This window comes from Sinosporangium album (assembly GCF_900100605.1).
Taxonomy (GTDB): Bacteria; Actinomycetota; Actinomycetes; order Streptosporangiales; family Streptosporangiaceae; genus Sinosporangium; species Sinosporangium album.
The window spans coordinates 1-12534 of the sequence record NZ_FNCN01000019.1 but is presented as its reverse complement, the minus strand read 5'-3'; the positions used below and the strand labels follow the sequence as shown (position 1 = coordinate 12534).

Here is a 12534-nt window from a genome sequence, read left to right as displayed (position 1 = left end):
TTAGGGGGCGGAGGAGTCACCGCGTGCGAGGCTCATCGGGAGAGCACCGGCGTGATCGGGCTGGCGTAGGGCGGCTGGCGGCCTACCTACTCTGCTCGTGGTTGCCGCGTTCCGTAGGTGGCAGCAAGAGCTTCTGCACGGTCGCGTAGGGCTGCACGCAGCGACTCAGGGGCGAGCACTTCAGCGGCCATGTCTAGTTGCCAGATTGCCCACACGGCGTGTCGGAGGTCCTCGAAAGTCACGTCGAGACGCACCCAACCATCTGCCTCTGGTTCCTCGGCGCGGACAGCGCGCGCGGTGCTCAGCAGTTCCTCCCGTCGCGCGGGCTTGACCCTGACCAGTACAGGGATGTGGTTCTCAGACAAGAACTGGGCGCTGCGTTCGGCCCAGATTCGGTCAAGGTCAACCTGAGCAGGACGATCGGCGAGCTCCGGAAGCTCTTCGGCAGTCAACATGCGCGTCAGCCGGTAGGTGCGATCCTCTCCCGACTTGGCGGCCAGCAGGTAGGTACGGTCGCGGACGGTGACCAGCCCGATCGGGTCAACGGTGTGCCAACGGGGCTCTTTGTCCGGTGCGGCGTAGTGGAAGCGCAGCTTGTGCCCGGTCAGCACGGCATGGCGGACCACGCCCATGACCCCGCTTGCCACGTCCTCGGTGACCAGCCGGCGTGAGAGTAGGTCGGTCTCTGGCTCGACCAGGAACCGTTTGGCGGCATCGTCCAGGCTGGCACGGTGCCCTTCGGGCAGCGCGTCGACCACCTTGCGCATCGCGGAAGCAAGCGCGGTGCTGAGGCCGAAGACCTTCTCGCCACGACCCGACCCGGCGGTGAGCAGCGCGAGAGCTTCGTCATGGTTCAGCCCGGTCAACTCGGTTCGGAACCCCGGTAGCAGGGAGAAACCGCCGTGCCGTCCGCGCTCGGCATAGACCGGGACGCCGGCCGTGGACAGCGCCTCGATGTCGCGCAGCACCGTGCGCGCGGACACCTCTAGCTCGCTGGCGAGCTCGTCCGCAGTCATCCGACCTCGCTGGCGCAGCAGCAGCACCAGCGAGACCAACCGATCGGCGCGCATAGTTTCATTCTGATCAAAAAACATGACACAAGGTGTCGTGATTCATTGGAAAGCTGGTTTTGTGGGCGTCGAGGACAGCGGCTATCGAGCTGCCGGGCGCACGCAGTCGCAACGATTGGAGTGGCAATGGAACGAACAGTAGTCAACCCGGTGACGTGGTCGCTGGATATGGGGTTTAACCAGGGTGAGGTTGTCTCCGGGGAGACCCGGACCCTCTACATATCGGGACAGACCGCGATGAGCAAGGACGGTAGACCCGAGCACGACGGGGACATCGCAGCCCAGCTTGCGTTGGCCGCGGACAACCTCGAAGCCGTGCTCACCGAGGCCGGCATGTCCCTGGCGAACCTCGTCCGTCTCAATGTGTACACCACCGACGTGGATGCGCTGTTCCCGCACTACGGCGTGCTCGCCGGACGGCTCGGAGCCGCCGGTGTCGCGCCGACGACCACGATGCTCGGGGTGACGCGACTGGCGATCCCCGGCCAGATGGTCGAACTCGAAGGGACCGCCGTCGCGTAACGCGACCTTGCCACTCCTGCTGCTCGTGCCGGCCTAGCCGGCACGAGCAGCAGGCAGATGGAGGAACATCCGATGCTCACAATCATGACAACCGGGGTCTACGGCTTCGACATCAGCGCGATCTTGGAGCGGCTGTAGCGCGCGAACGTCAGCCTCTGCTTGATGTGCGCCAGCGCCGAGGCGTCCGCGGCCCGTGCCACCTCCGCGACGGTCACGTTGTCGAACCCGCGCTCCATGAACAGCCCCATCGCCATGTCGGCGATATAGCGGCGGGTCTCCCGCTTCTTCCGCTCGCGCAAGCCTTCACTCATGAATTCAGTCTATGGGGTTGCCCAATAGTTAGAGTCGCTGCAAAATTAGTGCCACTCTAACTATTGGAGGTGCTCGGGTGATCAAGGTTTCCCGACTCGGCAAGACGTACGGCAAAGCCGGCGCGGCCGTCGACGCGGTGCGCGACCTCACCTTCGCCGTCGACCCCGGCGAGATCATCGGCCTGCTCGGGCCCAACGGCGCGGGAAAGACCACCGCGATGCGCATGCTGACCACCCTGCTGCCCCCCACTTCGGGCACGGCGGTCGTCGCCGGGCACGACCTGCTGGCCGACCCGGTCGGAGTGCGCCGGCGCATCGGCTACGTCGCCCAGAGCGGTGCCACCGGCTACGGCCGGCCCCTCGGAGAGGAACTCGCCGACCAGGCCATGCTGTACGGCATGAGCCGCCGCGAGGCCCTCCTCCGCGCCGGCGAGGTGATGGAGCTCCTTGGGATCGCCGACCTCGCCCCCCGCGCGGGCGAGACCCTCTCCGGCGGCCAGCGCCGCCGCTTCGACCTCGCCTTCGGACTGCTCCACCGGCCGTCCGCGCTGTTCCTCGACGAGCCCAGCCTCGGCCTCGACCCGGGCACCCGGGCCGAGCTGTGGCACCTGGTGCGCGAGCTGCGCGAGGACCACGGGGTCACCGTCGTGCTGTCGACCCACTACCTCGACGAGGCCGACGCCCTGTGCGACCGCCTGCTGATCGTCGACCGGGGCACGCTGGTGGCCGACGGCTCACCGGGCGAGCTCAAGAGCCGGGTCCCCGGCGGGACGGCCACGCTGGACGAGGTGTTCCGGTGGCTGACCGGGCGGAAGGCCCCCAAGGAGGAGCCGCAGCCGAAGGCCCTCGTGTGACCCCCGGCGCCGACCCCCGGCCCGCGGATCTCGTGCGCCGGTTCCCCCGGTGCCCCCTTCCATGGCCCGACCGCCGACGCGCCGTCCGCCCGCCGTCCCTCGGCCCCGCGTCTTGACACCCCCAGGCGCAGGGGCCGGCCGCCATCCACACCACACCCACGACACAAAGGACCCGACGACATGCCATCCCAGACGACGCCGGAGCGGACCCGCGTGCTGCAGGACACCTGGGTGATCTTCCGCCGTCACCTCCGCAACGCCGCACGCCAGAAGATCGCCCTGCTCTTCGGGGCCGTCCAGCCCTTGCTCTTCCTCGTCCTGTTCGGCCCGCTGCTGTCGGGCCTCGGCTCCTGGGAGATGCTCGTCCCCGGTCTGCTCGTGCAGCTCGGCCTGCTCAGTGCCGGCATGGCCGGGTTCGGCATCGTGTTCGACGCCAGGTCGGGTGTCCTCGACCGGCTGCGGGTCAGCCCCGCCCCCCGGGTCTCGCTACTGGTCGGCCAGGCCCTCGGGTCCTCGGTCGCGCTGGCGGCCCAAGCCGTACTGCTGCTCGCCGCCGGCACGGCGCTCGGCCTGCGGGCCCCGCTGCTCGGCATGGCGCTGGCGTTCGTCCTGCTGATCGTCGCCGGCGTCGGGCTCGCCGCGATCTCCAACGCGCTGGCGCTGGTGCTCGACGACAACTTGTTCGCCCCCGTCATGACCACCGCCGTCGTGCCGCTCGTGCTGTTGTCGGGGGCGCTGCTCCCCATGTCGTCGGCCCCCGCCTGGCTGAACGCCGCGTCCATGGCCACGCCGTTCCGCCACATGGTGGACGCCCTGCGCGACCTGCTCACCGGCCACTACCTCACCGCCGCCGTCGCCCTCGGCGCGGCCATCACGACGGTGTTCACCGTGGCCTGCGTGGCGATCGCCACCCGCGTCTTCCAGCGGTTGAACGCCTGACAGACCCGCTGCGCCAATGCATCCCTCTCCAGCTAGAGGGAGGTCTACGACCTCTCCACCTCGGCAAGTAGCCGGTGAGCATGTTCTCGGACAGGATATTGGAGCTCGGCATAGTCATCGACGCGATAGGCGCGTCCGAGAATATGCGCGGCGGCGCTGAGCTGCGCGACATAGCCGGTGGGAGTATCAAGCACGTCGGCGAACACGTCGCGCACCTTCTCGGCTGTCTCACGTACGAGGAGACTGTGACAGTAGAGCAAGGCGGCGCCATATCCGGCTGGACCCGTTCCCCAATACTCCCAGTCCAAGATCCACCTTCGGCACCCCCTCTATCTCTGCCGCGTCGCGGTTTCCTGTCCACGATTCGCCTTGCGCCCAGTCCTGATGCTCAGCAGTGGCGCGAAGCCAGAATCGGCCGTCAGAGGATGTGACGGCCGATCCAATGGTCCGGTCACGCCAGCCGAACACCACGTCGCCGACGACGGCCACCCCGAGCCGCACCGCACTCTCTTCGAGAAGACGCCGCAGGAAGGCGCGTTGCCCCGGCGGCTTGTGGTGTTCGCTGGCCACGTCAGGTCCCCCTGCCCTACTCGGTCGGGCGGCACTTGTTCGGTCGGCAGTTCCTATCAGGGTGACACAGCCGGTCGTCCGGCGTGCACCGCCCGTAGGACGGGCGTGCGCGGCCTGCCGCGGGAAAGGATCTCATTGGAGAACGCGCCTGCGGGACCTGGGCCCGCGTGGGTTCGGGCGTCTAGAGCGGAGGGCCGAAGGGCTCGATCTTGGGGTCGGCGTAAGGCCCCTCGACCGCCATTCCGAGCCGGTGAGAGGCGTCCTCGGTGACACGTAGTGCGTAAAGTCCCTGCACGGGGTCGATGGGCACCAGCCCGTAGTTGAGGTCGACTTCGTCTTTGGCCAGGCCGTAGTGGTGCATCGCGCCGGGCAGGGTCGCCTCAAGCGGGAGCCGTACGGTGATAAGCACCATAGGGGCAACGTTACGCGCCCGCCCGCCGCCGGAGGGCGGCAAGGACACCCGCCGGGTCCACGATGCCGTAGCCGAGATCATGGTCGAACCCGGCGCCGCTCGGGTGGTCGGCGGTACGGCGGAGCACTGTGCGGAGCTCGGCGGGGGAGAGGCGGGCCGCCGGCCAACGGGTGCGGATGGCCGCGACCAGGCCCGCCGCGACGGGGCAGGCGGCCGAGGTACCCGAATCCGGGGCGGGGGCATATGCCTGGGACCCGGAGAAATGGGTGTAGGCACACAGGTCGGGTTTGCGGTTCGACAGTCTGCCCGGCCCCTGCGACGAATAGCCGACGCGCCGGGCCCTGACATCCACTCCGCCGACCGACAGCACGAGCGGATGGGAGTTCGCCCCGACGATCGGCCGGTCGGCGAAGCCGCACCTGCTGTCGGCGCAGTCGCCGCCGCAGTTGCCCGCCGCGAACAGGATGTCGGCTCCCGCCTGCTCCAGGCTCGCCACGATGAGGTTGAACGGATGAGAGGGGTTGTCGGAGTAGTTTCCCGGGTGGCCAGCGGGAAAGTCCCACCGCGGGGAGAACGAGCCCCAGCTGTTCGTGACCACCAGGGCGCGGGTCTCGACCGGCTGGGCGTCGAGCACGCCGCGCAGGTGGCTGAACGCGGCCACCGCGTCCGACAGCACTCCGCCGATCGCGGTGCCGCCCCGCGCCCGCGACAGCAGCAGCGGGATGTCGATCACTGAGGCTCTCGGCGCGGTGATGAGCGCGTCGAACGCGCACATCGTGCCGTGGTCGACGTCGAACTCGCCGGGGGCGCCCTCCACCGTCGAGGGGCTCCAACTGCGGGTCGTGTCGAGTGTCACGTCCCGTCCGAGCTGCCGCGCCACGTGCGCGGCGTTGACGCCGCTGTCGAGTACGGCGAGAGCCGTACCCGACCCGTCGAGCCCCGCGGCGTGCAGCTCCTCGACGCGCATCAGCCTGGCCACGTCGTGCCAGTCGCCGACGGCGGGGTCGCCGCCGCAGACGAGGCTGGTCTCGATGACGGGGTCGGCGTAGACGCCGACGACGTCCCGGCGGAGCAGGGGAAGGAGGTTCAGCCGGGTCGACAGCTCGTCGTCGGCGATCTCGCCGCGCACCATGACGGAGGCGTCCTCGCGGGCGAGGGAGTAGGTGAGCGGCTGCCTCAGGGACAGGGGGTCGCCGCCCGGTGCGGGGATGGGGTGGGGGACGGCGACCGGGGTGTAGGTGTCGTCGAGGACGACACCAGGCAGCCTGTCGGCGACGTCGGCCGCCGTGGCGGTGAGGTCGGGGTCGGCGACGGCCGCGACCACGTCGGAGGAGGGACGGAGTTGGATCATGACTCGCATGGCGCACCACCGTGGTGATCGGGGGACAGCGGAGCGGACATGACCACGTTCGGTCATCGAGATCGTCGATGTCCACCGGGTGATATGCCTCCTGACCAGGCTATTCACCTAGAAAGGGCGACGAATCCCAGCCGGATTTCTGATCACCACGGGGGCGTTCAAGCAGGTCGACGGGCGGACGACGGGCAGACGACTGGAGGTCGACGGGCGGTCGCGGCACCGGGGATGTCCCCGCTGCCGCGACCGCGCGGCTACCTCGACCTGCGGCGTCGGCCCGTCAGAGGCCGCACGCGTTCTCGAGGGCCTCGGCCTGGCCGTTCGCGTTCGCGGTCTGGTTGGGCGTGGGAGTCTGGAGCGGCGTCGGGCGGGCCGCGGCCGTACCGGTTCCCGCCCCGGTCGCCGTAGCCGAAGCACCCGCTGACGGCGTGGACGACGGCGTGGACGACGCGCCCGGTGACGCGGCGGCCGTGGCGGGGCGCTCGGAACGCAGCGAGTTGCGCAGCGCCCGCGCCGTGATGGTGCGGATCTTGTGCCAGTCAGGGTTGCCTGGATGGATCGCCGGGGGCTTGAACTGCACGCTGCTTATCTTGGCGTCCTTCACCTTCATACCGAGCGGAACCAGGTGCTCCAGCAGGTCGCGGGGGATGTCGGTGCGGACCATGTTCTTGGTGGCCCCGGCGATGCGGTTGAAGTTCTGCAGGAGCACGCTCGGGGTGGCCTGCTTGGCGAGCGCCCCGATGACGCAGCGCTGGCGCTCCATGCGGGAGAAGTCGTCAGTGCCGACGCGGGACCTGCCGTACCAGAGGGTCTCCTCGCCGTTCAGCGTCCGGTAGCCCACCTTGATCGTGCCCGCCGTGCCGAACGTGCCGCCCCAGGGGACGTCCTGTGTGACGCGGATCTTCAGACCCCCGATGGCGTCGACGAGCGCGGCGAAGCCGTACATGTTGACCAGGGCGTAGTAGTCGATCTTCATCCCGAGCGTGTGGCCGATGGCCTCTTTGAGGGCCTTGGGGCCCTGGCCTTTGGCGCCTGTGATCTGCGGATCCAGCTCGATGTGGTACCACACCTCGTTGAGCAGTCCTTCGCCGATGTTGAACCCGTTCGGGAACTTGGCGGCCAGCTGCGTGCCTGGAGGGAAACGCACGTACTGCAGGTTGCGCGGAAGGCTGAACATCACCGTGTTGCCGGTCTTCACGTGGACGCTGGCCACCATCATGGTGTCGGTGCGTATGCCCTCCCGGTTGCCGGCCGCGTCGCCGCCGATCATCAGGAAGTTCACCCGGTCGCGTCCCCGCCAGGGGTCCTCGGCTTTGACCGGGTGGGCTTCGGCGCCCTGATTGGGCTGGAAGATGTCGTTGATCGTGTTCCTGGCGGTCACGAGGCTGTTGGCCGCCAGGGCGAAGGGCGCCATCACGGTCACGCACAGCATGCCCACCGCGACGCCGGAGATGATCTGACCGCCTCTTGTGAGCCTGCGAGGGCTGAGCGCGGTGTAGGACACGATCACGAGGGCGAACCACGTGACCGCGAGCACGCCCAGCGTGATCGACACGATCATCAGGGTGCTGTCCCTGGCCACGATTCCGGTGTCGTTGAGCACCTGGACACCGAAGACGACCGTCGCCACCAGGACCGCGCCGAAGATGCCGAGGAGTGTGAACCCCAGGCGCCGGCGTCCGGCCCGCAGGTGGGCCGCGCCGGGGACCAGTGCGGACAGGCCGGTCCAGCCGATGATCGAGGCCGTCGTCACCCCCTTGGCGATGCGGGGCGAACCCGCCTTCGGGCGGGAGGAGCCGGCGGGGGCCGCCGGGCGGGAGGGGGGGCGGTTCGGCGAGCCCGGCGCTCCCGCGTCCGGGCGGCCCTGAGGCCCGCCCCCGGACGCCGAGCCGCTCCCCGCGGGGGGGACGGCGTGGCGCTCGGCCCCGCCGGCGCCCTTGGTGGCGTGCCCCGGCCGGGGCACGCCGTCCGCCGCACCCCTCTGGCCCTTCCGGTCTCCTGGGGCGGCCGAGCCGCCGGTACGGCCAGGCCCGCCCGCCGCGTCGGGGCCCGCGTGCTCGCGGCCGGGGCCGTTCACGGCTCCGCGGCCCTGTCCCTGCCCCTGCCGCTGTCCCGGCCCGTTCCGGTCGCCCGGTCCCTGCCTGCCATCTGCGGAGTTCTGCGGGATTCGAGAGCCCGCCTCCGGCGCGCCTCCCGCGCTCGGCCGACCGTCGGCCCCGCCTGCCGTGTTCCGGGGGCCGCCGGCCGTACCGCCGGGTCCTTGCGTCCGGTCCGGGGAGGGGCGCCCTGAGGCTCCCCGGGGACCGCCCTGCTCCGGGCCGCCCGCGCCGTGGGGCCGCGCGACCGGGTCGCCGGAGCCCTGCCCGGGCCGATTCGGCTGTCCTGGGCCCTGTCGCCCGGGCTCCCCGGGGGCGGTGCCGCCGGGACGTGCCGGTGTGCCCTGGCCTTGAGGGCGCGCCCCCTGCGCACCGGGGGTCGTGCGTCCGCCGCCAGAAGCGGATCGTCGTCGGGGGCGCCGCTTGCGCCCTTCGCCGGCGGGCTCCTCCGAGCTTCCCCCTTGGCCCATCGTCACTCCGCTCTCTCATGGTCACGCCAGGTCATGGCCAACCTGGCGAAACATGCCCTTGGCCCCCGTTGGTCTACGGAATTTCCAGGATTCTACGCCCCATAGTTGGGCATCACAGACAGATAGCCAACGCGGCGTAAACGGACGGTAAAGCGGGGGCAATGTCGTTGGATGTGCGACCGTAGTGTCGCATCCCCAGGACCTGCTTTCTCCCGCTCCCCGAGCAAGAGGCCGTGTGGCCGGTGCGAAAGTGCAGTATTCCTGGATTCCCGGCGACTGTCGCGTCCTTCGCGTCATTCAGGGGTCGGTGGCGGGACAAGGGACCACTTACACGGCCGACCGGTCATCGGGCGTGAGACCGGCCAGGACTTCGGATTCGGGACACAAGCGCACTGCATTCCCACTGGTCACGGATGTAGTCATGTTCGGTCACAGTCCGAAATCATCCAAGGTGATCTCCGCGATGTCCCAGACCGATCACGTGGAGTTGTCCTAGCTTCGATGCCATGAATCTGCAGCAGCTCCGCTATGTGGTCGCGACGGCGGAACACCGCACCATGACCGACGCGGCAAGGTCGCTGTACATCGCGCAACCCGCTCTCTCACGCGCGATCCGAGATCTTGAGCGGGAGCTCGGCATGACGCTTTTCGCACGCTCCGGGCGGGGCGTCGTCGTCACACCGCAGGGCCGCCGGGTGGTGAAACTCGCGCGCGAGGCGCTCAACGCCATCCACGAAATCGAATCCCTCGCGACCCACGGCCACGCCCCCGACGCGGAACTGCGCATCGCCGCCACCCCGAGCCTCGAACCGGGCCTGTCCGCCAGGCTCCTGCCCGCCTACACCGCCGAGCACCCCGGCGTCCGCGTGCACATCGTCCGCTGCGACGGCCGCGAAGCCGTCGTCACCGCCATCCGCGAACAGCGCGCCGACCTCGGCCTCACCGACCTTCCGGTCCCCGCCGACCTCATCACCCGCCCCCTCGAACGCCAGGAGATCGTCCTCATCTCGCCCCCCGGCCTCGAACTCCCCGACCCCGTCCCCATCGGGAGCCTCAGCGGGCTGCACCTCCTGCTCCCCGCCGCCGGCACCGCCCGCCGCCGCGAATTCGACGCCCTCTTCGCCAAGTACGGCGTCAGCCCCGCCGGCACCCTCGAAACCGACGAAACCGGCGGCTGGCTCACCGCCGTCCGCAGCGGCATCGCCTCCCTCCTCTGGTACCGGGCCATGGCCGAACAAGCCGTCCGAGCCGGCCTCGTCGTCCGAGCCCTCGACCCGTCCATCCGCCGCGTCGTCGCCATCGTCCATGCCCGCCGCCGCCTCTCCGCCATCGCCCAGGAATTCCTCGCCGTAGCCGAGAAGGGCACAGCCGCCTGAGCCCGGGGGCAGGGAGGCCGGACCGGGGTGGCCCGCCGGGCGAGCGGCGGTACGGCGAGGCGCCGAGTCGGGGTACGGCTGTGACGCCCGGCCTCGGCCTCATGCCGGCCCCCGAGGCGTCCTTCCCGGCCCCATGTCTCGGCGAGACTCGCCGGCGGGCCGCTGCGGTAGCCGTACCGGTCGACGCGCCGCAGACAGGCCAGATAGGGCCGCGCCCGCGGGCCGGGCCGGGGGAGTGACGCGCGAGGCGGCCATCGGCGTAGGCGTGGCGGCACGATGGGTATTAGGCTCGCTCCGATGTCTAATCTGCGTCTGCGTGGCCGCCGGTTCGGGCCCGGCCAGTTCGCGATCATGGCGGTGGTCAACCGCACGCCCGACTCCTTCTACGACCGGGGGCGCACCTTCGGGTTCGACGCCGCGCTGGCCGCCGTCGACGAGGCTGTGGCGGGCGGAGCCGACATCGTGGACATCGGCGGGGTCAAGGCGGGCCCCGGTGACGACGTCGGCCCAGCCGAGGAGATCCAGCGCGTGGCCGGCCTGGTCGAGGCGGTGCGCGACCGCCACCCCGACCTCATCATCAGCGTGGACACCTGGCGGGCCGAAGTCGGCGAAGTCGTGGCCAAGGCCGGCGCCGACCTCCTGAACGACACGTGGGGCGGCGTCGACCCGCGCCTGGCCGAGGTCGCCGCCGAGTACGGCACGGGCCTCGTGTGCGCCCACGCCGGCCGGGTCGAGCCCCGCACCCGCCCCCACCGCATCGCCTACGACGACATCGTCGCCGACGTCATCTCCCTCACCGTCGACCTCGCCGAACGCGCCGTCCGCGCCGGCGTCGCCCGCGACTCCATCCTGATCGACCCGGCCCACGACTTCGGCAAGAACACCTGGCACTCCCTTGAGGTCAGCCGCCGCCTCACCGAAATGACCGCCACCGGCTGGCCCGTCCTCGTCGCCGTCTCCAACAAGGACTTCGTCGGCGAAACCCTCGGCGGCCTCCCCGTGGACCAACGCCACGCCGGCACCATGGCAACCCTCGCCATCTCCGCCTGGCAAGGCGCCCGCGTCTTCCGCGTCCACGACGCCGCCTCCGCCCGCCAAGCCCTGGCCACCGTCACCCACCTCCGCCGACACCCTTGACCACCCCGGCCCCCGGGCTCCTCTCCCCAGCCGCGTCCGGCGCCGCCCGACGCGCGCACTGCGTCCTCCCCTTGGAGGCTTGCGGATCGCAAAGTGTCCGGGCACCCTAACGTGGTGAGCTCGAACCACCCCCTGGTCGAATTGTCCGATTCCAAGGAAGTGCTCAAAAACGGCTGCCCACGCCGATAAACCAGCAGGTCATTAAGGGTGCTCCCCGCGCACGCGGGGATGGTCCCTCGAACAGGGTGGTGAGCCGCATCCGGCCGTCGTGCTCCCCGCGCACGCGGGGATGGTCCGCCGGATCTCGGCCCCCGCGTACTCGCGGTTGGGTGCTCCCCGCGCACGCGGGGATGCTCCCCATCCCATGTCCCGAACTCAAGATCGAAAGAAGTGCTCCCCGCGCACGCGGGGATGGTCCGCGGTAGATCTTGCGAGGGTCCTGCGGGATGTTGTGCTCCCCGCGCACGCGGGGATGGTCCCGCGGTCCACACGTGAGCGGGGTTCGGACGCTCGTGTTCCCCGCGCACGCGGGGATGGTCCCCCAAGTCCTCTTCTTCCCAAAGCCCCTCAGAGGTGCTTCCCGGGCACGGGGCCGGCGTGGTGGGTCGGGGTGGGGGCGGGAGCCGTACGGGGGTGTTTGGGGAGGCGGACGACGGCATGGAGGCCGGGGGCGGCGTTTTCGAGGTGGACGCTGCCGCCGTGGGCGAGGACGGTTTCGCGGACGATGGCGAGGCCGAGGCCGGCTCCGCCGCTGTCGCGGCTGCGGGCGGTGTCGAGGCGGGTGAAGCGGTCGAAGACGCGTTCGCGGTCGGCGAGGGGGATGCCGGGGCCGTCGTCGGTGACGGTGACGACGATGTCGGGGCCGTCGGGGCGGGCGGACAGGTGTACGGCGGAGGCGGCGTGGCGTACGGCGTTGTCGACGAGGTTGGTGAGGACGCGGTCGAGGTCGGAGGCGTCGCCGGTGACGGCGAGGGCGGGGTCGCGAGACGCGGGGGAGCCGGGCGCGTGGGGGCCGGTCGTGGGGCCGGGTGTGGGGGCGGCCGGGGAGGCGGTGACGGTGACGCGGGCGTCGCCGTACCGGGCGGCGGCGCGGCGCAGGAGGTCGGCGATGTCGACGGGGTCGCGCCGCGCGGGGGTGCCGCCGCGTTCGTCGAGGCGGGCGAGGGAGAGCAGGTCTTCGGCGAGTCGGGACAGCCGGAGGGTGTCCTCTAGGACGCCTTCGGCGGTTTCGCGCCAGTCGGTTCCGTCGGGGTGGCCGAGGGCGACTTCGAGTTGCAGCCGGATGCTGGCGAGGGGGCTGCGCAGTTCGTGTGCGGCGTCGGAGACTAGATGAGTAGTTCCGAATGGTCAGTGGTCATAGGCAATCAAGGAGCGTGTCACGGGCTGACCACTGCGATGGTTGTGCCAGATCGCGACCGTC

At 70.5% G+C, this 12534-nt stretch carries 11 protein-coding genes, 1 pseudogene and 1 CRISPR repeat array; of the genes and pseudogenes, 5 read left to right on the top strand and 7 right to left on the bottom strand.

Annotated features, from left to right (window positions below; translation table 11 throughout):
- Positions 1-86: 86 nt before the first annotated feature.
- On the bottom strand, positions 87-1070 hold the full coding sequence (locus BLQ73_RS19485; RefSeq protein WP_093171913.1) for a helix-turn-helix transcriptional regulator: 984 nt from the start codon (positions 1068-1070) through the stop codon (positions 87-89).
- Between the two features lie 126 nt (positions 1071-1196).
- On the opposite strand from BLQ73_RS19485, the gene BLQ73_RS19480 reads away from it, so the two are divergent.
- Positions 1197-1592: a RidA family protein gene (locus tag BLQ73_RS19480; RefSeq protein ID WP_093171912.1), complete on the top strand. Its 396-nt coding sequence runs from the start codon at positions 1197-1199 to the stop codon at positions 1590-1592.
- A 176-nt stretch (positions 1593-1768) separates the two neighbouring features.
- Here BLQ73_RS19480 and BLQ73_RS19475 read toward each other — a convergent pair.
- Positions 1769-1903, bottom strand: a pseudogene (locus tag BLQ73_RS19475) (TetR family transcriptional regulator); the annotation flags it as partial.
- Positions 1904-1980: 77 nt separating this feature from the next.
- Between BLQ73_RS19475 and BLQ73_RS19470 the strand changes: the two are divergent.
- Positions 1981-2757, top strand: a complete 777-nt coding sequence (locus BLQ73_RS19470) for an ABC transporter ATP-binding protein (RefSeq protein ID WP_093171911.1) — start codon at positions 1981-1983, stop codon at positions 2755-2757.
- A 180-nt stretch (positions 2758-2937) separates the two neighbouring features.
- Positions 2938-3696 (top strand): ABC transporter permease, encoded by a 759-nt coding sequence (locus BLQ73_RS19465; protein ID WP_093171910.1) that lies wholly within the window; start codon positions 2938-2940, stop codon positions 3694-3696.
- A gap of 44 nt (positions 3697-3740) precedes the next feature.
- Here BLQ73_RS19465 and BLQ73_RS34150 read toward each other — a convergent pair whose 3' ends face one another.
- From BLQ73_RS34150 to BLQ73_RS19445, 4 genes are all read right to left on the bottom strand, one after another.
- Positions 3741-3902, bottom strand: coding sequence for a hypothetical protein (locus BLQ73_RS34150; protein ID WP_245691203.1), 162 nt, complete (start codon positions 3900-3902; stop codon positions 3741-3743).
- A gap of 545 nt (positions 3903-4447) precedes the next feature.
- Positions 4448-4678, bottom strand: a complete 231-nt coding sequence (locus tag BLQ73_RS19455; RefSeq protein ID WP_093171909.1) for a hypothetical protein — start codon at positions 4676-4678, stop codon at positions 4448-4450.
- Positions 4679-4688: 10 nt separating this feature from the next.
- Positions 4689-6038, bottom strand: coding sequence for a S8 family serine peptidase (locus BLQ73_RS19450; protein ID WP_093171908.1), 1350 nt, complete (start codon positions 6036-6038; stop codon positions 4689-4691).
- A gap of 277 nt (positions 6039-6315) precedes the next feature.
- The gene (locus BLQ73_RS19445) at positions 6316-8112 is read right to left on the bottom strand and encodes an LCP family protein (RefSeq protein WP_245691202.1); all 1797 of its coding nucleotides are present in this window, start codon (positions 8110-8112) and stop codon (positions 6316-6318) included.
- Between the two features lie 995 nt (positions 8113-9107).
- Here BLQ73_RS19445 and BLQ73_RS19440 point away from each other — a divergent pair.
- Complete coding sequence (locus BLQ73_RS19440) at positions 9108-9977, top strand: LysR family transcriptional regulator (protein ID WP_093171906.1); 870 nt, start codon at positions 9108-9110, stop codon at positions 9975-9977.
- A gap of 297 nt (positions 9978-10274) precedes the next feature.
- On the top strand, positions 10275-11114 hold the full coding sequence (gene folP / locus BLQ73_RS19435; RefSeq protein WP_093171905.1) for a dihydropteroate synthase: 840 nt from the start codon (positions 10275-10277) through the stop codon (positions 11112-11114).
- A 207-nt stretch (positions 11115-11321) separates the two neighbouring features.
- A CRISPR array of direct repeats spans positions 11322-11650; the repeat unit is 24 nt; unit sequence GTGCTCCCCGCGCACGCGGGGATG.
- 31 nt (positions 11651-11681) lie between these two features.
- Here the strand turns inward: folP and BLQ73_RS19430 are convergent.
- Positions 11682-12392 (bottom strand): sensor histidine kinase, encoded by a 711-nt coding sequence (locus BLQ73_RS19430; RefSeq protein WP_245691216.1) that lies wholly within the window; start codon positions 12390-12392, stop codon positions 11682-11684.
- Positions 12393-12534: the final 142 nt, after the last annotated feature.